Genomic DNA, 20,834 nt, shown 5'->3' with positions numbered 1-20,834 from the left:
CACGCGTACGGATCGGCCGTCGCGGCACGGGCGGGCTCGCCCGGACCGGTCGCGCGGCACGCCGCGTAGCGCCTGCTCGATGGGGTTCGCCTCGGTTCGCGGCGCTGGTGGCGGCAACCGCCGCCGCCGGGGCGAACCGGTTTCGCGGTACCGTCGGGGCCAGCAACGACATGAAGGGAGCGGGGCATGACCGAGGAACGCACCGACGGCAAACCGGCCGACGGCACCGAGTCGCACGACCCGGACTTTCCACCGGCGTTCCTGGCGTTCATGCGGCAGGGCTGGCGGGACACGACGCTGCCGGTCGGCCCCCGACCGGAGGTGCCCAACTACGCCAAGCGCCGGGCCGCCCTCTCGGCCGCCTTCCCGGGCGAGACGCTGGTGATCCCCACCGGCGGGGAGAAGGTACGCGCCAACGACACCGAGTACCGGTTCCGCCCCGGCAGTGACTTCGCGTACCTGACGGGTGATCATGATCCGGACAGCGTCCTGGTGCTGCGGCCCAACGGTTCGGGACACGACGCCATCCTGTACATGCGGCCGCGTTCCTCGCGGGAGAACGACGAGTTTTTCCGCAGCCGGCACGGTGAGCTGTGGGTGGGCCGGCGGCACACGCTGACCGAGAAGTCGACCGAGCTGGGCCTGCCCACCGTGGACCTGACCGAACTGGACGCGGCGCTGGCCGAGTTGGCCCCGGCCCGGACCCGGGTGCTACGCGGCTTCGACGCTCGGGTGGACGCCGCGGTACGCGTGTACGACGGCCCTCGGGACGAGGGCCAGCCGGCCCGGGACCGCGAGTTGGCAAGTGCCGTGTCGGAGCTGAAGCTGGTCAAGGACGAGTGGGAGATCGGCCAGTTGCAGGACGCGATCGACGCCACCGTACGCGGCTTCGAGGACGTGGCCCGGGTGCTGCCGGCCGACCGGGGCGTCTCGGAGCGGCTGCTGGAGGGGATCTTCGCGTTGCGGGCCCGGCACGACGGCAACGACGTCGGCTACGGCTCGATCGTCGGCGCCGGCGAGCACGCCACGATCCTGCACTGGGTGCACAACCACGGCGTCACCCGGCCGGGTGAGCTGCTGCTGATGGACATGGGCGTGGAGGGGCAGAATCTCTACACCGCCGACGTGACCCGGGTGCTGCCGGTGAACGGCCGGTTCACCGCCCTCCAGCGGCAGGTGTACGACATCGTGTACGCCTCGCAGCAGGCCGGCATCGAGTTCATCAAGCCGGGCGTGACGTTCAAGGACGTCCACCTGACCTGCATGCGGGTGCTCGCCGAAGGGCTGGCCGAGCTGGGGCTGCTGCCGGTGAGCGTGGACGAGGCGATGGACGAGAAGTCCACCGTCTACCGCCGGTGGACGCTGCACGGGTTCGGGCACATGCTCGGCATCGACGTGCACGACTGCTCCAACGCCCGCAAGGAGACCTACCGCGACGGCGCCCTGGGCGAGGGATACGTGCTCACCGTCGAGCCGGGGCTGTACTTCCAGCCGGAGGACGAGCTGGTCCCCGAGGAGTTGCGCGGCGTCGGCATCCGGATCGAGGACGACGTGCTGGTGACCAGTTCCGGGGCGGTGAACATGTCGGCGGATCTGCCCCGCCAGGCCGACGAGGTGGAGACCTGGTTGGCCGAGCAGCGCGAGGCGGGCCTGCGCCTGCCCGGCTGACCGCGCTACGACCGCACGACGGGCCCCGTCCGGCGGTGTGCGACGTTTCGTACGTCCTGCACACCCCCGGGCGGGGCCCGTCCGTGTTTGCCCTGGCCAACCCCTTTCTGCCCGGGCCGGCGGCTTGACCGGGGGATGCCCGTAGTGCAATGAATGCGGGGTTTTTTCGTATACGCCCTTGTCGTGAGGATCCCTCTCATACGGTGGTCATCGGAGGCTGCAACCGATTTGTAGCTGCCCGCGCCTCCTTCGGGTGGTGCGAGCCCGTTTGGTAGCAGGAAAGGGCGGAAAGCTCTGATGTCCAATGACCTAACGACTCCCTCCGGTGAGGCCCCCATGGCCCCACCGAGACGAGGACGACGGAAACTTTGGGTGGCCGCCGGGGTGGCCGGCTTGACCGGTGTCGTCGGCCTGGCCGCCGTGGGCGGCCTGGCCGCCCGCAACCAGAAGTCCGGCGAGCGGCACCAGGCGTCGAACACGCAGGCGTCGGCGCCGAAACAGAACGTCAGTGACGCGGGCGAGGCCGAGGAGACCGGTGGCGAAGAGTCCGGCAAGGGCGACCAGAGCGACCGGGACGACCGGAGCGGCAAAGGCAAGGGCTCCGGCGGCCGAGAACGGGTGAAGGAGGTGCCCTGCGACACCGACAAGCTGATCGACGCGATCACCGTGGCCAACCGGACCGACGGCGCGACCCTGAAGCTGGCCGAGCACTGCACCTACACCCTGACCCGGCACGACGAGTGGGGTAACGGTCTGCCACGGATCAACCAGCCGATCACCCTCAAGGGCGACAAGACCAGGATCGAGCGGGACCCGACGGCGAAGCCGTTCCGCATCCTCAACGTCGGTCCCGGCGGGGAACTCACCCTCAAGGGCCTGACCATCAAGGGCGGTCAGCTCAAGGACGACAAGAAGAAGGACTACTCGAAGCCCCGCGTGCGGTGGGGGTCGGCACCGAACGGGGCCGAGGTCGCCCCGGCCGCCCCGAATGCCGCGGCTGCCGGCGCCACGCCGAATGCCGCGGCTGCCGGTGTCACGTCGAATGCCGCGGCTGCCGAGGCGACGGTTGCCGCGACCGGACCGGCCGCCACCACGGCAGTGACGCCGGGCACCGAAGCCGGCGCGCAAGCCACACCCACCGGACCGCACGGGCACACGCCCACCGAGGGCGCGGGCCTACTGGTACACCAGGGTGGTCGCGCCGTCGTCGTGGACAGCACCTTCGTGCAGAACCACGCGGCCGGCGACGGGGGCGCCATCGCCAACTTCGGCGCCACGCGCATCGACGAGACCCTGATCGAGCGCAACAGTGCCGGCGGCGTCGGCGGCGGCATCTTCAACGCCGGGGTGCTCAACCTCGAACGGTCCAAGGTGTCGCAGAACAGCGCCGAGGACGGCGGTGGCGGCGTCGCCAACGGCACACCCGACAAGCCGTACGGGGTCGAGGGCGGCACCGTCTACATCTTCAAGAGCAAAATCAGTCAGAACCGGACCGCAGGTGACGGTGGCGGCCTGGCGGACAACCGCGGGACCACCTCGGCCAGCCACAGCGAGTTCACCGACAACACCGCCGGTTCCGACGTCGGTGGCGTACTCGCCAACGAGGACAGCCAACTGACCCTCAAGGACGTCGTCGTCGCGAGGAACAGCACCCAGGGCCGGGCCGGTGGCATCGGCATCGGCGAGGGCACCAAGGCCGTCATCGAGCACAGCACCATCAAGGAGAACGTCTCCGACGGCAACGGTGGCGGGATCTACAACTTCGGCTCCACGGTGCTGCGGGACACCGACGTACTCGCCAACCAGGCGGTCGGCAAGTACGCACAGGCCGGCGGGATCTTCAACGACGGCGGCGAGGTCAGCCTGATCCGGTCGAAGGTGGCCTTCAACTTCTCCACCAAGAAGCCGGGCGGCATCTTCACCAACAACGACCGCGTCGACATCGACAGCAAGTCCACGGTCGTCGACAACCGCCCCACCAACTGCCTCGGCAGCCCGGTCATCCCGGACCGCTGCTTCGGCTGACACACCAGAAGCCAGACCACATAACCGGAGGGCTCCTCCGGGCCGCCCCCGGCGCCCCGGCGGAGCCCTCCCCCTTCCCCCCTCCCCCCTCCCCCTGCCCCTCGCCCGCGTTGATCAAGAGCTTTGCGTCCCGAACCACCGAGTCGCGCGACGCAAACCCCTTGATCAACTCGGGTCAGAACCCGGGCTTGGGCGCGGGCCGGGACGAGGGCCAGGGCGCGGACCCTGGCCCGGGTTGATCAAGGGGTTTGCGTCCTGGAACGGCGAGGAGCGCGACGCAAAGCTCTTGATCAACCCGGGCCAGGACGGGGCCAGGACGCGGGCCGGGGGCGGGGCGCGGGCCGGGACGGGGGCCGGGGGCGGGGCCAGGGCGCGGGGTGGGGCGGGGACGAGGGTGGGGTGGGGTGGGGTGGAAGGGCGGGGTGTGGGCGGGGTGGGGGTGTGTGGGTGGGTGGGGTGGGGGGCGCGGGGAATGGACCTAATGTGGGGCTGTTTCGCATTTGCCCGCGAGGTGAGGAAGATTCTCATACCGTGGGTTTCGGGAGCTACAACCGATTTGTAGCAGGGGACGTCCGTCTATGGCGGAACGACCCTGTCTGGTACGAGGAGAGGGCAGAGAGCTCCGATGTCCAACTACCTAGCGAACAACGATGATCGGCCGACGGCGCCGAAGCGTCGCCGCAAGCTCTGGGTGGCCAGCGGCGTGGCCGGATTGACCGGCGTGGTGAGCATCGCTGCGGTCGGCGTCGCAGGCGCCGGGGCGGTCGGCGGTACGGACGGCCTGAAGTGGTCGACCGCTCAGCAGGTCAGCCGGGACGGCGACCAGGGCGACACGGGACACGACGGCAAGAAGAAGGACCGCGATCGACACGACGAGCGGGCGAAGGAGGTGCCCTGCGACACCGACAAGCTGATCGAGGCGATCACCCTCGCCAACAACAGGAACGGTGCCACGCTGAAGCTGGCCGAGCACTGCACCTACAAGCTGACCCGGCACGACAAGTGGGGCAACGGCCTACCGAAGATCACCCAGCCGATCACCCTCAAGGGTGAGAAGACCAAGATCGAGCGGGATGCCACGGCCAAGCCGTTCCGCATCCTCAACGTCGGCCCCGGTGGGGAACTCACCCTCAAGGGCCTGACGATCAAGGGCGGCCAGACCGCGCCGGCCAAGAAGGTGTCGGCGCCGGAGCCGCGCGAGACGTGGTCGCAGTTCTCCGGCTCGGGTGCGGCGACGGACGCGGTCCAGGGCGGCAAGCCGCTGGCCACCGCGCTGCAGGCCGGGCCGACGGCAGCGGCTGAGCCGCCGGCCAAGATCGATGCGCCGGCGACGCCGGCCACCGCCCAGGTCGACGGCGAGCAGGAGTGGCAGTCCGACGAGCAGGTCGAGGCCGATGGCAACTGGGAGCCGGGCCGCTTCGACGGCGCGGGCCTGCTGGTGCAGCCGGGCGGCCGGGCCGATGTATTCGACACCGAGTTCGTCGACAACCAGTCCGGCGCCAGCGGTGGTGCCGTGGCCAACTACGGCCAGACCAGGATCGACGAGAGCAAGGTCGCCGACAACACCGCCTTCCTCTTCGGCGGCGGCATCCTCAACGTCGGCGTCCTCGAGATCGAGAAGTCGGTGGTGAAGAACAACCAGGCGATCATCGGCGGTGCCGGTATCTCCAACGGCCTGGTCAAGTTCAAGCCGTACCAGGGCAAGCTGCACCACGCCGGCATCGACAACGGCACGCTGTACGTCAAGAAGTCCGAGATCGAGGGGAACGAGACCACCGGCTTCGGCGGTGGCATCCTCGACATCGGCGGTCAGACCTCCGTCAAGCACTCGAAGGTCTCCGACAACACCGCGCTGATCGCCGGTGGCGGCATCCTCGCGGCCAAGAAGAGCCAGCTCACCCTGGCACACACCACGGTCGCGAAGAACACCACCGCGGGTGTCGGCGGCGGCCTGGCGGTGGTCGACTGGAGCACCGCCACGGTCGACGACAGCGTCATCAAGGACAACGTCGCCGGGTTCTTCGGTGCCGGCCTGTTCAACGACGACAGCAAGACCACGCTGCGGAACACCGAGGTCACGGGCAACCGTGCCGTCGGCCCGCACGCCACCGGTGCCGGCATCTTCAACAAGGGCGGCTGGGTCTACCTGACCAAGACCAAGGTGGCTCACAACACCGCCACCAACAAGCCGGGTGGTGTCTTCACCACCAACGACGGCGTGGTGCTGGACGACAAGTCCGTCATCACCGACAACCGCCCCACCAACTGCCTCGGCAGCCCGGTGATTCCGGACGGCTGCTTCGGCTGATCCATCTGGTTGTCCGGTGTTGACACCGGCTTCGACCGGGACCGGCCCTCTTCCGAAAGCGGAAGGGGGCCGGTCCGCGTCGCGCGTCCGGCGGGTTCACCTCACCCCCATCAAAGGTCTGATGATTACGGAACGCAGCCGTGAGCGGTTCCACTCCACACCGACCGTTGCGGACCTGACAGACCCGGCCCAGCCTGGGCAACAGCGCAACATCAATATCTTTCGTTACAGTCATTGACTCGATACATCACATGTTTGTAGCCTTGCCGTCATCTTGCAGCGAGCCCCTCACCGCCGCCGCCCCGCACCGAGCCCTGCCACCCATCGCCGACGCCGCACCCCCAGTCGCCCCGGAGTGGGACCGGCCTCCTGCAAGGACAACCCGTCCCCCCACTGGAGGACCGACATGCCAGATCTCTCCCGAAGGCAACTGCTCAGGTTCGGCGCCGCCGGAGCCGGCGCGACACTGTTCCCATTCACCTGGACGGCGACCGCCCGAGCCGGGTCGACCGCACCCCCGGAGGTACGCGCCGCCGGCGACCTCGCGCTCTGGTACGACGAGGCGGCCGGCACGGACTGGCTGCGGGCGCTGCCCATTGGCAACGGCCGGCTCGGTGCCATGGTGTTCGGCAATGTGGACGCCGAACGGATCCAGCTCAACGAGGACACCGTCTGGGCCGGCGGCCCGTACGACTCCAGCAATCCCCGGGGCGCCGAGGCGCTGCCCGAGATCCAACGTCTGGTCTTCGAGAACCAGTGGGTCCAGGCCCAGAACCTGATCAACCAGACGATGATGGGGAACCCGCCCGGCCAACTGGCCTACCAGACCGTCGGCAATCTGCGGCTGACCTTCCCCGGCCCCGCCGGGTTCTCCGAGTACCACCGGCAGTTGGACCTCACCACGGCCACCACGTCCGTCACGTTCGTCCGGGACGGCGTACGGTACCGGCGCGAAATGCTCGCGAGCGCGCCGGACCAGGTGATCGCCATGCGGCTGACCGCCGACCGACCCGGCGCCATCACCTTCACGGCGCGGTTCGACAGTCCACAGCGGACGACGGTCTCCAGCCCGGACAGCGCGACGGTGGCCATCGACGGTGTCTCCAGCAACCAGGAGGGGGTCAGCGGTCAGGTCAGGTTCCTGGCCCTGGCCCGGGCGATCGTCGAGGGCGGTAGCGTCGCCAGCTCCGCCGGCACGCTCGAGGTCACCGCCGCCGACAGCGTGACGCTACTGATCTCGATCGGCTCCAGCTACGTCAACTACCGCAACGTCGGCGGCGACTACACGGGCGTCGCGTGGGGCCACCTGAACGCGGCCGAGGAGCGCTCCTACGACGTACTGCGCCGCCGGCACGTGGCCGACTACCAGAAGCTGTTCGGGCGGCTGGAGCTGGACCTGGGGCGTACGGAGGCGGCCGACCAGCCGACCGACGTACGGATCGCCCAGCACAACAGCCTCGACGATCCGCAGTTCTCCGCGCTGTTGTTCCAGTTCGGCCGGTACCTGCTGATCGCGTCCTCCCGGCCCGGTACCCAGCCGGCGAACCTCCAGGGCATCTGGAACGACTCGCTGACCCCGGCCTGGGACTCGAAGTACACCATCAACGCCAACCTGCCGATGAACTACTGGCCGGCCGACAGCACGAACCTGTCGGAGTGTTACGAGCCGGTGTTCGGGATGATCCAGGATCTGACGGTCAGCGGCGCCCGCACCGCCCAGGTGCAGTACGGCGCTGGCGGCTGGGTCACCCACCACAACACCGATGCCTGGCGCGGCTCGTCGGTGGTCGACGGCGCGTTCTGGGGGATGTGGCAGACCGGCGGCGCCTGGCTGGCCACCATGATCTGGGACCACTACCTGTTCACCGGCGACCTCGAATTCCTCCGGGCCAACTACCCCGCGATGAAGGGCGCCGCCCAGTTCTTCCTCGACACCCTCGTCACCGAACCCAATCTCGGCTACCTGGTCACCAACCCCTCCAACTCGCCGGAGATCGGCCACCACGCCAACGCCAGCGTCTGCGCCGGGCCGACCATGGACAACCAGATCCTGGTCGACCTGTTCAACGGCTGCGCCCAGGCGAGCAGGCTGTTGGGGATCGACGCCGACTTCCGGTCCCAGGTCCTGGCGACCCGGGACCGGCTCGCACCGATGCAGATCGGCTCGCGCGGCAACATCATGGAGTGGCTGTACGACTGGGTGGAAACCGAACGCACCCACCGGCACATCTCCCACCTCTACGGCCTGGCCCCCAGCAACCAGATCACCAAACGCGGCACCCCGGAGTTGTTCGAAGCGGCCCGACGGACCCTGGACATCCGTGGCGACGACGGCACCGGCTGGTCCCTGGCCTGGAAAATCAACTTCTGGGCCCGGATGGAAGAGGGCAACCGCGCCCACGACCTGATCCGCTACCTCGCCACCCCCGCCCGCCTCGCCCCCAACATGTTCGACCTGCACCCACCGTTCCAGATCGACGGCAACTTCGGCGCCACCGCCGGCATCGCCGAAATGCTGCTGCAAAGCCACGCCAACGAACTGCACCTGCTACCGGCACTACCGGCGGCCTGGCCGGACGGGAAGGTCAAGGGTCTGCGCGGGCGCGGCGGCTACACCGTGGGCGTGACGTGGAGCGGCGGCCAGGCCGACGAGATCCTCGTCAAGGCGGACCGCGACGGCCGGGTCAAGCTGCGCGGCCAACTGTTCGCCGGGCGCTACACCGTGCGGGACATCACCCGCGGCAACGGGGTGGTCAGGCCCAGAAAGATCGAGGCCGATCTGGTCGAACTCGCCGGCAGGGCCGGGCACACCTACCGCGCGTACGCCCTGCAGAAGGTCAGCATGAGCGCGCCGTACGAGGTGGGCGGGGGGGCGGCGGCGACGGTCGCCGTGACGGTCCGGGCGGTGGACATGCCGATCGCGCCCTCGGCGCGGGTCTCGCTCAAGGTCCCGTCGGGGTGGAGCGTCACACCGGCGCACCTCGACCTGCGTCCGCTGCCGCCCGACTCGGAACGCACCGTCGAGTTCACGGTGACCGCCGCCGAGTCCGCGCAGAGCGGCACCGCCGACCTGGTCGCCGAGGTCAGCGGCCGGGACTGGACCGCGTCCGCCACGGCCCGGGTCCGGGTCTGGGACGGCCGGGAGGCCCCGGTCGAGGAGAGCTTCACCAACGTTGGTGTCACCGCCGACACCAACACCAACGCCGGCAACTTCGACGGCAACGGCGGCACCATCTCCGCCCAGGCGCTGGCTCAGGTCGGGGTCACCCCGGGCGCCACGGTCAACGCCGGCGGGGTGGACTTCACCTGGCCCGGTGGCGCCATCGGCAGCCCCGACAACGTCATCGCCTCCGGGCAGTCCGTCAAGGTGACCGGCAAGGGTAAGACCCTCGGCTTCCTGCTGACCGGCACCTACGGCGCGGTGTCCGGGCCGGCCACCGTCGTCTACGCCGACGGCACCCGCACGACCCACACCCTCGGCTGCCCGGACTGGGCCGGCCCGCCGCGCCCCGGCGGGGTCGGGGCGATCGTCGCGCCCTACCAGAACCGGCCCAACAACCAGCGGGCCAACACCCAGGCGACGGTCTACGTGGTCGGGCTGCCACTGGAGGACAAGGAGGTGGCCCGGGTCGACCTGCCGAACATCAGCGCCCGGGCGGCCGTCGGCGTCGCCACCATGCACATCTTCGCGATCGCGATCGGCGGCTGACCGATCACCCGTACATGGCACGCGGGCGGGGCTGGCCGATTATCGGCCAGCCCCGCTTCGCGTCACCGCTGGACGAAGACGGCCACGCTGCGCGCCGGTACGGTGAACGTGCCGGTCGACGCGTCGAACGCCGCCGTACGCAGCACCGGGTCGGCCGACGAACGCAGCACCGGGTGCAACGCGACGTCCGCCCCACGTAGCCCGGTGATCCGCTGGGTCGCCGACTCCGGGGTGCTGTTGAAGACCACCGTCACCGACTTCCACGCCCCGCCCAGGCCCCGCGCGTCGAGGGTCATGGTGAGCACCCCGGGCGTCTCGTCCGGGCCGGACAGCGGGAACCCGACCCGCCGCTGCACCTCGCGCGCGGTGGGCAGCCCGAACACCGGTGCGGAGTCCCGGATCCGCAGCAGCTCGGCGTACCGGGCGTCGGCCAACTCGACCGCCGCGCAGTCCGGCACCAGCTTCGGGTCGGCCAGCAGCGGCCGGGCGTACGGCCACTTGTCGCGGTTGTCCTCGGCGGCCGGCAGGCCGATGCCGAAGCCGTTGCCCTGGGTGCAGTCCCAGCGGATCTGGTTGAACCAGTCCCCCGAGTTGTACGAGTTGCGGTCCAGCGACTTCGACCGCAGCCGCTCGGTGCCGGTGGTGACGAAGCCGGCGCCCTGACCCATCACCACCGTGCTCAGCGCGAGCACCTGCATCCGGGCGCGGTCGGTGGCCGAGGTGGCCTGCGGCAACTTGTAGGCCAGCGCGTCGTACAGGATCTCGTTGTCGTGCGCGTCGACGTAGGTGATCGCCTCACCAGGGGCGTCCGTGTAGCCGGCGGGCGAGCCGTTGTAGTCGACCTGGTCACCGGTCACCGTCCGGCCCGCCGAGTCGGTGAACCGGTAGCCACGCAGGTTGCCGGCCAACCCGACCTTGATCAGGTCGTGCTGGTGCAGCAGCCGGGCCCGCTGTTCGGCGGCGGAGCCGTTGACCGGGTCGCCGTTCGGGTCGGTGAACAGCCCGGACGCGAAGCCCTGCTGGCGCGGGTTGTCGTCGAACGGCCCACCGCCGCGTACCGCGTCGCGCAGCCGGTCGTTGAAGGTGCCGATCCCGGTGCCGGCCATGTTGGCCTGGGTGGCCTGCACGAACCGGGCGTCGTCGGCGACCTCGCCGAAGTTCCACCCCTCGCCGTAGAGCAGGATCCGCTTGCCGTCCACGCCGTCGCGGGCCACGGTCAGCTTGTCCAGCGCCGTACGCACGGCCAGGATGTTCGCCTTCGGGTGGTGGCCCATCAGGTCGAACCGGAACCCGTCCACCTTGTACGCCTTGGCCCAGGTGACCAGCGAGTCGACCACCAGCTTGCCCATCATCGCGTGTTCCGGTGCGGTGTTGGCGCAGCAGGTGGAGGTGGCCACCGCCCCGTCGTCGAGCAGCCGGTGGTAGTAGCCGGGGACGATCTGGTCGAGCACCGAGCGCGGGTCGGTGCCGGCCGCCGAGGTGTGGTTGTAGACCACGTCCATGACCACCCGCAGGCCGGCCCCGTTGACCCCGGCGACCATCTGCCGGAACTCGGTGGTGCGCCGCGCGCCGTCCGGGTCGACGGCGTACCCGCCCTCCGGGACGGTGTAGTGCAGCGGGTCGTACCCCCAGTTGTAGCCGTCGGTGTCGCGCACCGCGGCGATGCACTCCTGTTGCCGGTCGGAGTCCGGTGGCAGGGCGGCCAGGTCGCAGTCCGGCTGCCGCTGGTCGGCCCGCCGCTCGGGAATGGTGGCGAAGTCGAACGCGGGCAGCAGGTGCAGGTGGTTCACCCCGGCGTCGCTGATCGCCCTGAGGTGCTTCATGCCGGCGGTGGCCGGGTCGGTGAAGGCCAGGAAGGTGCCGCGCCGGTCGGCCGGCACGGTGCTGTCGGCGATGGAGAAGTCCCGCACCGACAGCTCGGTGATCTGCACCTTGGCCGCCGGCACCCCGGCCGGCTTGCGGAGCGTGGCCCAACCGGGCGGGGCCAGCTTCGGGTCGGTGAGGTCGGCGATCTGGCTGTGCGTGGAGTTCGCCGCGAGCGCCACCGAGTACGGGTCGGTCACCGCGGCGGTGACCATCTGCTGTGCGGCCGGTTGCCAGGTCTGCACCCGGTAGCGGTAGTACTTGCCGGTCCAGTCCCGCGCGCCGCGTACCGACCAGACGCCGGTGCGGTCGTCGCGGCGCATGGCCAGGGTGCGGGGCGTGGCCGTGGGCGAGTCGAACAGGTCCAGCGACACGGTCCGGGCGGTCGGTGCCCAGACCGCCAGCGTCGGTACGCCACCGGTGAAGGTCGCCCCGAGTTGGGCGGAGGTGGCCGGGGCGTACACGTCGTCGAGCACGCCGGGGATCTGCACGCCGGTGGCACCGAGCAGGGTGCCGTCGGCGGCCCGCTCGGTCACCAGCAGCTGCCCACGCAGCGCCGCCGGCACTTTTGCCAGGTCCCGCCGGTCCAGGGTGAAGGCCCGGTGGTCCCACAGGTGCGGGAAGGCCGCGCGCTGGGCCTCGGTGAGCCCGTTGCGCTGCGCGGTCAACGGCAACGAGGTGTACGCGCCGGTCAGCTCGCCGTCCACCACGCGCACCCCACCGGCGGGGGCGGTCACCAGCGCGTACGCCCGGCCGTCGGTGGGTCCGGTACGCCAGGCCACGGTGGAGCGGTCGATCCAGTGCGCCCGCTGCTTGCCGATGTCGGTGTCCGTACCGGTGCCGGTGGCCGTCGACGGCAACAGCCGGCCGGGCGTCGCGGCGAGCAACCACACCTCGCGGCCGGCCTCGGCGAAGTCGAGCCGCTGATCCTGCGGCAGGTCCTTCTCGTCGCCGGAGTGGACGATGTAGCTCAGCCCGGTCGCGCCCTCGGCCAGCGGCACCCGGAACTCGGCGCCGAACGAATCGATCCGGGTCGGCGGCATCGGCCGGGACCAGTCGGTGGGGTTCGCCGCGCCGTCCCAGAGGTGCAGGCCCCAACCGTCGTAGTTGCCGTCGGGGCGGCGGTAGTGGATCACCGCCGTACCCTCCTCGACCGGCGGCGCCGGCTCACCAGCAGCCTCCTCCCGGCTCTGGTACGTGGCCGGGTCGCCCTGCTTGACCCAGACCTCGCCGGTCTGCGTCACGTCCACGGTCCGGTCGTTCTCGACGTCCTTGTTCCCGTCGGCGTCGACCACCAGGAATCCGACGGACTTCGCGCCCGGCTTGAGTTTCACCCAGGCGAACCGCCCGTACGCGTCGGTGCCGGCGAACGGCTGCCCCTGCGGCCACTGCGTGGCGTACGCCGGGTCGATGTCGCCCCAGGTGTAGAGGCCCCAGTCGGGGTACTCGCCGTCGGGCCGCTGGTAGTGCACCACCAGCCAGTCGCGGGACGAACCGGCCTGCTCGGGAGTGTCGACGGTGGTGGCGGAGCGGGCGGTGGCGGTACGGCCCCGGCCGTCGCGGACCACCGCCAGGTACTCGACCTTCGTGCCGGCGGCCAGGCCGGTCAGGTCGTGGTGCACGGTGTACGGCGCCCGGTGGGCGGTGCCGAGCAGGGTCCACCGGCCGCCAGCGACCCGGGCGGCCATCGTGACGGTGGCCAGCGGATCCCCGGTGACCTGGGCGGTGACCTCGGCCCGGGTGGCCGGCGGCGCGTCGGGGGTGGTGATGGTGATGCCCGGCTTGGCCGACGGCAGGGCGACCGGCTTGCCGGCCCGGTGCACCACGGCCGACAGCGGCGGCACGGTCAGGGTGAGCTTGCCGTCGCCGGCAGCGGCGGGACGGCCGGTGGCGCCGTAGATGCCGGTGAAGGTGGCGCCGGGCGACCAGGTGTCCACGGTGACAGTCTGCGCGGTCGGGGCGTTGTTGACCGCCACCAGGTACTCGGTGCGCTGGTCCGGGTCGAACCGGGAGAAGGCGAAGACGCCGGGGCCGTCGGCCGCGTACCGGGTCACCTGCACGCCGTCGCGCAACGCCGGGTGGGCCTGGCGCAGTTCACCCAGCCCGGCGATGGTCCGGTACAGCGGGTGGGTCCGGTCGAACTGGTCCTGGGCGTGGGTGCGGTCGGTGCCGAGCAGGTCGTCGTCGAGGTAGTCCGGGGTCTGCGCGGCGAACATCGGCTGCCGGGCGTCCTTGTCGCCGCCGGCACCGGTGAAGCCCTGCTCGTCACCGGAGTAGATCACCGGCTGACCCCGGGTGAGGAACATCAGCTCGTGGGCGAGCTGGTCGCGGCGCAGGTGGGTGGCCGGATCGGTGGATCCGCCGGCGATGAAGGAGCCGATCCGGCCCATGTCGTGGTTGCCGAGGAAGGTGGGCAGCCGGCCGGCGTGGGTGTCCCGGGCGGCGTACAGGTCGTCGCGGGCGTACACGTTCGCCAGTGCCTTGGCGGAACCGTCGTTCGCGGTGTAGCCCCGGGCCGCCTCCTGGAAGGCGAAGTCCAGGGTGGCGGGCAGGGCGCCCTGGCGTACGTAGTCGGAGGTGATCTCCGGGTCGGCGCTGTAGACCTCGCCGAACATGAAGAAGTCCTGCTTGCCGGCGCGGGCGGCGGCCTGGTCGATGCCCTGGCTGAACTGCGGCCAGAAGTCCATGTTGACGTGCTTGACGGTGTCCAGCCGGAAACCGTCCACGCCGGTGGCCTGCACCCAGTCGGCGTAGATCTTCGTCATCCCCCGGACCACTTCGGGCCGCTCGGTCCACAGGTCGTCGAGGCCGAAGAAGTCGCCGTACTCGCTGTTCTCGCCGACGAAGGTGGAGTCACCCCGGTTGTGGTACATGGTCGGGTCGTTCAGCCACGCCGGAACCTTGACCTTCGCGTCGGCCGGGCTCGCGAAGGTCGGCGTGTACGGGAAGGAGTCGGTGTTCACCTTCGGGAAGCCGCGGCTGCCGTCGGCGTAGTTGCGGTCCTCGAACGGCCGGCCCTGCGCGTCGCGGTACGGCGCGGTCGCCTTGTCCACGTAGTTGTACCGGTCCTCGGCGTAGGTGATGACGTCGGCGGTGTGGTTCACGATCACGTCGAGGTAGACCTTGATCCCGCGCCGGTGCGCCGACTGGACCAGCTTCTTGAGGTCGGCGGTGCTGCCGAAGTGCGGATCCACCTGGGTGAAGTCGGTGATCCAGTAGCCGTGGTAGCCGGCCGAGACGTCGTCACCCTCACCCTGCACGGGCCGGTTCTTGAAGACCGGAGCCAGCCAGATGGCGGTGGTGCCGAGGCCCTCGATGTAGTCGAGCCGATCGATCAGCCCTTTGAGGTCGCCACCCTGGTAGAACCCCTTGTCGGTGGGGTCGTAGCCGGTGCGCAGCCGGTCGCCGGTCAGGCCACCCCGGTCGTTACGCGGGTCGCCGTTGGCGAACCGGTCGGGCAGTACGAAGTAGAACTGCTCGGCGCGGGCCCGGCTGGTCCCCGCGTCGAGCAGGGCCTTGGCGGTGGGTTCGGCGTTCCAGGTCACGGCGCCGGTGGGGCTCGGTGGGCCGGTGCCGGCGGCGGCCGCGACGGCAGCGGTCGGCTGCACCGCGACCGGCGTGCCGAGCAGGGTGAGGATGAGCAGGAAGACGAGGGCGAGCAGGGCCTTGCGCGGTATCGGCGGGGGATTCATCGACGGCCTTCCTCTGGTCGCTGATTGGCCCGCACGCTAGCTCTTGCCGAAACATTCTGCAATACCTTGCAAACGAACCGGCAATACTGTCGACACCTTGCGCAAAGTTGGAAACCAGCCGCCCGTCGAAGCGGACCGTCCCTACCGAACGGTGCAGGTCCGGCCGGAGACGGCGCAGTTCGCCGGGCGCGGCGAGGCGGATTCGATGTGGAAGCGCAGCGCGACGGCCGAGCCCGCCGCCAGGTCCGGGCCGCTGCGATAGGTCAGGGTGCCACCGGCACCGCTGAACGTCCCCTGCGGGACACCCTCCAACCAGGCCGTCACCACCCGGCCGCCCGGGTACTCGACCCGCGCCACCCAGCCCAGATCTCCGCGAGAGGCGTTGCGGATCAGCACCTCGGCGATGAAGCCCCCCGGAAAGGTGTCCGTCACCCGGTACCGCGCCTCCAACGGTGGCGGCGGCGCAGGCGGGGGCGGGGGCGCTGGCGCACTGCTGGCCGGCGGCGCTGGGCGGGTCGCGTACGTCGGAGCTGCGGCGGACGCCGACGGCTTCGGCGTGGCCGACCCGGTGGCGGCGGACCCGGTGGCGGCCGACCCGGTGGCGGCCGGGCTGGGCGGGTCGGTGCGGCGTGGGGAGAGCCCCGGTACCGCCTGCGACGGCAACGCCGACGCCTCCCGGCCGGCCGACGACGCGCGTTCCGGCAGCGGCAGGGCGCCCGCCGGGGGCGCCGGATCGTAGTTCGGCCCGGGGCCACGGTACGCCCCCACGGCGATGATGAGCAGCACCACCATCGCGCCCACGCCGAACGACACCAGGATCCAGGGCGAGGACGCCACGGCGGTGGCACTGGGGGGCGGGATCTGACGCGGAGCGCGACGCATACCGGACATGTCTCTCCTCAGCGGGCAGCCCGGCAAGCGTAACGATCAAGAGCAATTCCGGAAAGCACCCGCCGAATCACCAGTTGTCCTAACAGTACGGTCAGACCAACGCGCATGGCGAACCGTTGATCGTGCACTGTGCCGGGTACTCTCCGTCACCGGTACGGCTGATCCGTAGCTGCACCGTCTGCTGCCCCCCGGCGTCGAGCAGACCGGCGCCACTGAGCAGATACCAACCGGCGCCCTTGATGCTCACCGAAACGCCTGGGCCACTGGAGGCCCGCACCGCGGTGACGTCGCCAGTGAACCGCAGTTCCACCACCCAACCGACCGGGAGGCCGGTGCCGTTACGGACCACCAACTGCGCCTGGAACGAGCCCGGGTCGCTGGTCTTGACCCGGTAGTCGGCCGACAGTAGCCCGGTGTCGGCCGTCGCCGACGGTTCGGGCGGGGCCGGATTGTCCGGGGAGCGGTCGGCCTCCGCCCGCCCGGCCGCCGACGCGGTTCGCGACGGCAGCACCGGCTGCGCCGACGAGGCGGTGGGCGTGGCCGCCGAGGCCGTCGGGGCCACCGCCGGTGTCGGCGTGGGAATGGGCGTGGGCGTGGGCGGTGCGTCGGTGCCGTCCAGTGTCGGCAGGACCATCGACGGACCGGGGGTCCAGGCCGCAGGCTGCTCCGGCTTGCGGAACGACAACGTCGCCACCACCAGCAACACGGCCAGCACCGCGATACCGACCAGGACGACCACCCACGGCGCCGACGCGATCACCTTGGGCATCGCCGGCCGGCCGGACTCCTCGCTGGACTCGTCGCCCGCCGGTCGCACTGGCATGGAGGCCCCCCTCATGGTCACCGACGCGCCAGCCTAGTCACGCCGGCACGGCGACCAACGGGCGGTGCGGGCCCGGCCGACCGGTCCGCCCGGAGCGGCCGAATCGCCGCCTTTTGCCTGCCCAGAGGGGGCGCGGCGACCGACTCAGCCGGTCCGGATGACGGTGCAGATCAGCGGTCCGTCGTCGGTTGCCCGCAACAGGTAACGGTAACGCTCACCGGCGACCTGTCGCCCCTGACTGTCCAGGAACTCCCACCGGACGGCCACCATGGTGAGCAGGGCGGAGACCTGCTGGATCTGTTCGAGGTCGGCGTGTGCGGCGATCAACTCCCGCTCGGTGTAGTCCGGTGCGGCGCCCACGAAGGACAGTGCCACCGCGGCGGGCGAGGTGAACGAGAAGCTGTAGGTGTCGGCCACCACCAGCCCTGGCAGGGCGTAACAGCCGGCGATGGCCGGCAGGTCGCCGGCGGTCAGGGCCACGCCGTACCGGTCGAAGAAGTCGGTCAGGGTGTCGAGGTCGGTGGAGGCAGTCACGCCGCAGGAAGTTGCCGGCCGGCCGGTCGACCAAACCTCAACGGGCCGGCATCCGTACCTCGATCTCGCTGCCCAGCCGGGCGCCGCCGTGCAGACCGAGATCGTCGCCGCTCCAGAACCGTCCGGGGTCGTACCAGTTCGGACGGCGGCCGGCGGGCAGCAACCCCATCGCCTCGTAGGTGACCGCGACGACCTCCGCGCAGTACGCGGTCTCCAGGGTCCGCTCGGCGTTGGCAGTGGCGCGCCGCCGGGCGGGCGGCACCGGCAGGCGCGGCGTCGGCACCCGCCCCCGCAACCACCGCCAGGCCAGTTGGGCCGTGGACGGGAAGGGCGTGCCGTCCAGCCGGGCGACGGTCTGCAACACCGCCCGTTCCATCTCCGGGTCCGCCGGCGGATCGAGCTGCCGCAGCCAGGCCCGCTGCCCGTACCGGTTGGCCCAGACGCAGACCGCGTCCCGCAGGTCGTGCAGTTGCACACCGCGCTGGTGGCCGCCGGTCCACATGTCGGGCAGCGACCGGCCGAGTTCGGCGTGCCACATCAGCGGTGGCATGTCGTCCAGCACGACCGCCATGCCGACGTGGTTGACCGGGCTGTTGGTGGTCAGCTGGATGGCCCGGTCGGGCACGCTCCGCCCACGGAAGACCCACACGTCGCCGGTACGGGTCAGCTCCACCGCCTCGTCCAGGCTGATGCTCATGAGGGTCTACCCTAAGCGGATGCGGCGACCTGTGCGGTGGTGGAAGGTCCTCGGTCTCGCCGGTCTGGCCGGTGTCGCGGCCACCGGGGTGGTGATCGCGCGGGCCGAGCGACGGCGGCGCGCGTACACCCCGGAGGAGATCCGGGACCGGTTGCGCAACCGGCACGCGGAGGCGACCTCGTTCTCGCCGGCCGGCGAGAACGAGTGAGCGCTGCCCACCGGAGTGCTCAGTCCACTTCGGTGTGGTTGCGGTCCCAGCGGCCACCCACCGGCGGAGTGTCCAGGCGCAGCGGGCCCTCGGCGTTGCCGGCGAGATCGTTCTCCTCGACCCGGCAGGACACACAGCGGCCCCGCTCGGTGATCCACAGGCCGTAGGTCTGCGTCGGGTCGTCGCGGTTGTCCCAGATCCGGTTGCCGCGCACCGACGCCGAGTGCAGTTCGGCATTGACGGTGATGCCCGCGCGTACCGGCGCCGAGGCCGGTAGTTCGTACGCCGTGCCGGGCGCCGGGATGTCCTCGTTCCACGCGTTGTCGGCATCGGGACGTAGGTCGGCCAGGGCCAGGTCGGTGTCGCTGTTGCCGACCACCACCGCGTACCGGGAGCCGACCCGCAACACCTTGCCCCGGTGCCCGTCGGTCCGCCACTGGACCGACCGGTCCGTCATGGAGCGGCGGGCGTAGCGCACCGACTCGCCGGACCCGGTGGCCGCCGGGGCGCACTGCCGGCCGTTGTTGCGGATCCGGTTGTCCACCACCATGGCGTCGACCATCGGCCGGTCGATCCGGATCGCGTCCAGGCCGTTTTCCCAGAACTCGTTGCCGTCGATGACGACGTCCGAGGCGGCTCCCTGGTAGCCGGCACCGAGGTCGTGCTGGTGATAACCGTGGCGTCCGTTACCGCTGATCCGGTTGCCCCGGATGGTGTAGGGGCCGGGGGTGTTGCCCATGCTGATCCCGTCGCGGACGTTACGGTCGATGACACAGTCGGTGAGGATGCCGCCGCGTCCGGCGACGCCGGCCGTACCGTTGGCGGACACGTCGAAGCCCGCCTCCAGGTTGCCGGTGATGGTGCAGGCCGACACGATCAGCCCGTCGGCTCCCCAGTCGGAGATGCCGAACCGGTTGGCCTGACTGTGACAGCCGATGATGCGGTACCCGCGTGGCGACGACCAGTACGACTTCTGCAACTCCAGGAAGATGCCGTTGGTGCCGTTGCCGAGGGTGGTGCAGTTGGTGATGGTGCAGCGTTCCACCTCGCCCCAACCGCCGATCCCGATGCCGATCCCCGCGCCGCCCATCTGCTCGCCGTTGTCCAGCCGGCCGCAGCCCACCACGACCACCCCGTCGATCAGGCAGTCCTGGAGGAAGTCGCAGCCCAGGCCGGTGGCGCCGGTGTGGTGGATGTAGAGGTTGCGGAACACCCCCCGGACCACGTACTGCAGTCCCAGGCCCTTGGCGAGGTAGTTGTACTGCGCCATGGCCACGCCGGAGCCGTCGATCTCGAAGTCCGCGAAGGTGCAGTCGGCGATGTGCCGGTCGCGGTCCGCGCCGTGCTGGAGGGTGGTCCAGTAGGCCAACGGGGTCGGCTCGGCCCGGTTGCCCTCGTTACTCAACAGGAACCGGGTCGCTCCCGAACCCGCACCGATCAGGGACACTCCGCTGCGCCAGATGGTGCCCGCGTCCCGGATCGAGTAGATGCCGGGTGGGCAGTAGATGACCCGGGCGCGTCCGTCGGCCACGTACCCCTCACCGAGGCGGTCCACCAGGGCGGCCAGCGCGGGCTGATCGTTGGTTCTTCCGTCGCCTTGCAGTCCGAACTCCCGCGCGTCGCACCACAGCGGTGCCCCGGCGACCGGGGTCAGGTGCTCGCGGATGGCGATGGACCGGGCCTGCTGCCCCACGGGCCCTCCCTCGGGTCGTCGGCTGCCTGCCCGCCGAGCCTTCCCGCTCCCGGTGCCCGAAAACGCCACCGCACGGGTCCGGGACAGAGACGTTGGTACGAGAGTGCGACACCATGCCGGATATGTGGTGATTTGCCGGGTGGCCCGGGTCACGCTGGCGCCGGAATGACGGCTCGCCCCCGGTCGTTGTACATGGCTCACCGCGCGACGCCTCGCTGGCTGACCGCGCGACGCCTCCCCCGGCGCCGCACCCCGGGTCCGGCCGGAATGACTCCGCGCCGCCCGGCGTTACATCTCCCCGGACATCGTGAGTGGCCTTCCCGGCCCCTGGTCCACATCCCCTTTCGCACGGCCGGCCGCATCCCCCATCGCGGCCCGCGCCGCGCATCCCCGAACGAAAGGCTCAGATCATCATGCGTACCGACATTCTGCGCAAGACCGCCCTGACCGCTGCCGGCCTCGCCTTCACCGGCGGCGCCATCGCCGGCCCCATCACCACCGCCTACGCCGCACCGGCGCAGCACGTCACCGCCTCGGTGCAGGCCGACCGCAAGGGCAACGGCGAGCGGCAGCTCGACGTCCGCTACGAAGCCCAACCCAACTTCTACTACTGCGGCCCCGCCGCCGCCCGCAACGCCCTCTCCGTCCAAGGCAAGAACATCGACATGGACGCCATGGCCAAGGAAATGGGCACCACCGAAGCCGGCACCAACTCCATCAACG

The 20,834-nt window shown here is 70.7% G+C and carries 12 protein-coding genes; 6 read left to right on the top strand and 6 right to left on the bottom strand.

Annotated elements, in window-relative coordinates:
- The first annotated feature begins 186 nt into the window (after nt 1-186).
- The 4 genes from E0H26_RS07770 to E0H26_RS07755 all read left to right on the top strand — a co-directional run bounded on the left by E0H26_RS07770 (nt 187) and on the right by E0H26_RS07755 (nt 9,710).
- Nucleotides 187-1,668: an aminopeptidase P family protein gene (locus E0H26_RS07770; protein ID WP_131302673.1), complete on the top strand. Its 1,482-nt coding sequence runs from the start codon at nt 187-189 to the stop codon at nt 1,666-1,668.
- Between the two features lie 384 nt (nt 1,669-2,052).
- On the top strand, nt 2,053-3,693 hold the full coding sequence (locus E0H26_RS07765; RefSeq protein WP_420812809.1) for a right-handed parallel beta-helix repeat-containing protein: 1,641 nt from the start codon (nt 2,053-2,055) through the stop codon (nt 3,691-3,693).
- Nucleotides 3,694-4,318: 625 nt separating this feature from the next.
- Nucleotides 4,319-6,001 (top strand): right-handed parallel beta-helix repeat-containing protein, encoded by a 1,683-nt coding sequence (locus tag E0H26_RS07760; protein ID WP_131302669.1) that lies wholly within the window; start codon nt 4,319-4,321, stop codon nt 5,999-6,001.
- 406 nt (nt 6,002-6,407) lie between these two features.
- Nucleotides 6,408-9,710: a glycosyl hydrolase family 95 catalytic domain-containing protein gene (locus E0H26_RS07755; protein ID WP_131302667.1), complete on the top strand. Its 3,303-nt coding sequence runs from the start codon at nt 6,408-6,410 to the stop codon at nt 9,708-9,710.
- A gap of 62 nt (nt 9,711-9,772) precedes the next feature.
- On the opposite strand, the gene pulA is transcribed toward E0H26_RS07755, so the two are convergent.
- The 5 genes from pulA to E0H26_RS07730 all read right to left on the bottom strand — a co-directional run bounded on the left by pulA (nt 9,773) and on the right by E0H26_RS07730 (nt 18,210).
- Nucleotides 9,773-15,265 carry a pullulanase-type alpha-1,6-glucosidase gene (gene pulA / locus E0H26_RS07750; protein ID WP_131302665.1) on the bottom strand — a complete coding sequence of 1,831 codons (5,493 nt, stop codon included), beginning with the start codon at nt 15,263-15,265 and terminating at the stop codon, nt 9,773-9,775.
- A 141-nt stretch (nt 15,266-15,406) separates the two neighbouring features.
- Nucleotides 15,407-16,156: a cellulose binding domain-containing protein gene (locus tag E0H26_RS07745; RefSeq protein WP_131302663.1), complete on the bottom strand. Its 750-nt coding sequence runs from the start codon at nt 16,154-16,156 to the stop codon at nt 15,407-15,409.
- Between the two features lie 91 nt (nt 16,157-16,247).
- On the bottom strand, nt 16,248-16,979 hold the full coding sequence (locus E0H26_RS07740) for a cellulose binding domain-containing protein (RefSeq protein ID WP_131302661.1): 732 nt from the start codon (nt 16,977-16,979) through the stop codon (nt 16,248-16,250).
- A gap of 144 nt (nt 16,980-17,123) precedes the next feature.
- Nucleotides 17,124-17,513, bottom strand: coding sequence for a hypothetical protein (locus E0H26_RS07735; protein ID WP_131302659.1), 390 nt, complete (start codon nt 17,511-17,513; stop codon nt 17,124-17,126).
- A 37-nt stretch (nt 17,514-17,550) separates the two neighbouring features.
- Nucleotides 17,551-18,210, bottom strand: a complete 660-nt coding sequence (locus tag E0H26_RS07730; protein WP_131302657.1) for a hypothetical protein — start codon at nt 18,208-18,210, stop codon at nt 17,551-17,553.
- Between the two features lie 19 nt (nt 18,211-18,229).
- On the opposite strand from E0H26_RS07730, the gene E0H26_RS07725 reads away from it, so the two are divergent.
- Nucleotides 18,230-18,418, top strand: coding sequence for a hypothetical protein (locus E0H26_RS07725; protein ID WP_206024995.1), 189 nt, complete (start codon nt 18,230-18,232; stop codon nt 18,416-18,418).
- Between the two features lie 19 nt (nt 18,419-18,437).
- Here E0H26_RS07725 and E0H26_RS07720 read toward each other — a convergent pair whose 3' ends face one another.
- The gene (locus tag E0H26_RS07720) at nt 18,438-20,111 is read right to left on the bottom strand and encodes a right-handed parallel beta-helix repeat-containing protein (RefSeq protein ID WP_131302653.1); all 1,674 of its coding nucleotides are present in this window, start codon (nt 20,109-20,111) and stop codon (nt 18,438-18,440) included.
- A 413-nt stretch (nt 20,112-20,524) separates the two neighbouring features.
- Between E0H26_RS07720 and E0H26_RS07715 the strand changes: the two genes are divergently transcribed.
- On the top strand, nt 20,525-20,834 hold a 310-nt coding region (locus tag E0H26_RS07715; protein WP_206024942.1), incomplete at its 3' end, for a C39 family peptidase.

It is taken from the genome of Micromonospora zingiberis (genome assembly GCF_004331455.1).
GTDB classification, from domain to species: Bacteria; Actinomycetota; Actinomycetes; order Mycobacteriales; family Micromonosporaceae; genus Micromonospora; species Micromonospora zingiberis.
The sequence above is the reverse complement of the archived record's forward strand: the minus strand, read 5'-3'. Positions and strand labels throughout refer to the sequence as shown.

Bases quoted from the DNA above. Each gene is read 5' to 3' on its own strand.
- E0H26_RS07755 (WP_131302667.1), top strand. From the start codon at position 6,408: ATGCCAGATCTCTCCCGAAGGCAACTGCTCAGGTTCGGCGCCGCCGGA.
- E0H26_RS07730 (WP_131302657.1), bottom strand. From the start codon at position 18,210: ATGAGCATCAGCCTGGACGAGGCGGTGGAGCTGACCCGTACCGGCGAC.
- E0H26_RS07745 (WP_131302663.1), bottom strand. From the start codon at position 16,156: ATGTCCGGTATGCGTCGCGCTCCGCGTCAGATCCCGCCCCCCAGTGCC.
- E0H26_RS07725 (WP_206024995.1), top strand. From the start codon at position 18,230: ATGCGGCGACCTGTGCGGTGGTGGAAGGTCCTCGGTCTCGCCGGTCTG.
- E0H26_RS07740 (WP_131302661.1), bottom strand. From the start codon at position 16,979: ATGCCAGTGCGACCGGCGGGCGACGAGTCCAGCGAGGAGTCCGGCCGG.
- E0H26_RS07770 (WP_131302673.1), top strand. From the start codon at position 187: ATGACCGAGGAACGCACCGACGGCAAACCGGCCGACGGCACCGAGTCG.
- E0H26_RS07760 (WP_131302669.1), top strand. From the start codon at position 4,319: ATGTCCAACTACCTAGCGAACAACGATGATCGGCCGACGGCGCCGAAG.
- pulA (WP_131302665.1), bottom strand. From the start codon at position 15,265: ATGAATCCCCCGCCGATACCGCGCAAGGCCCTGCTCGCCCTCGTCTTC.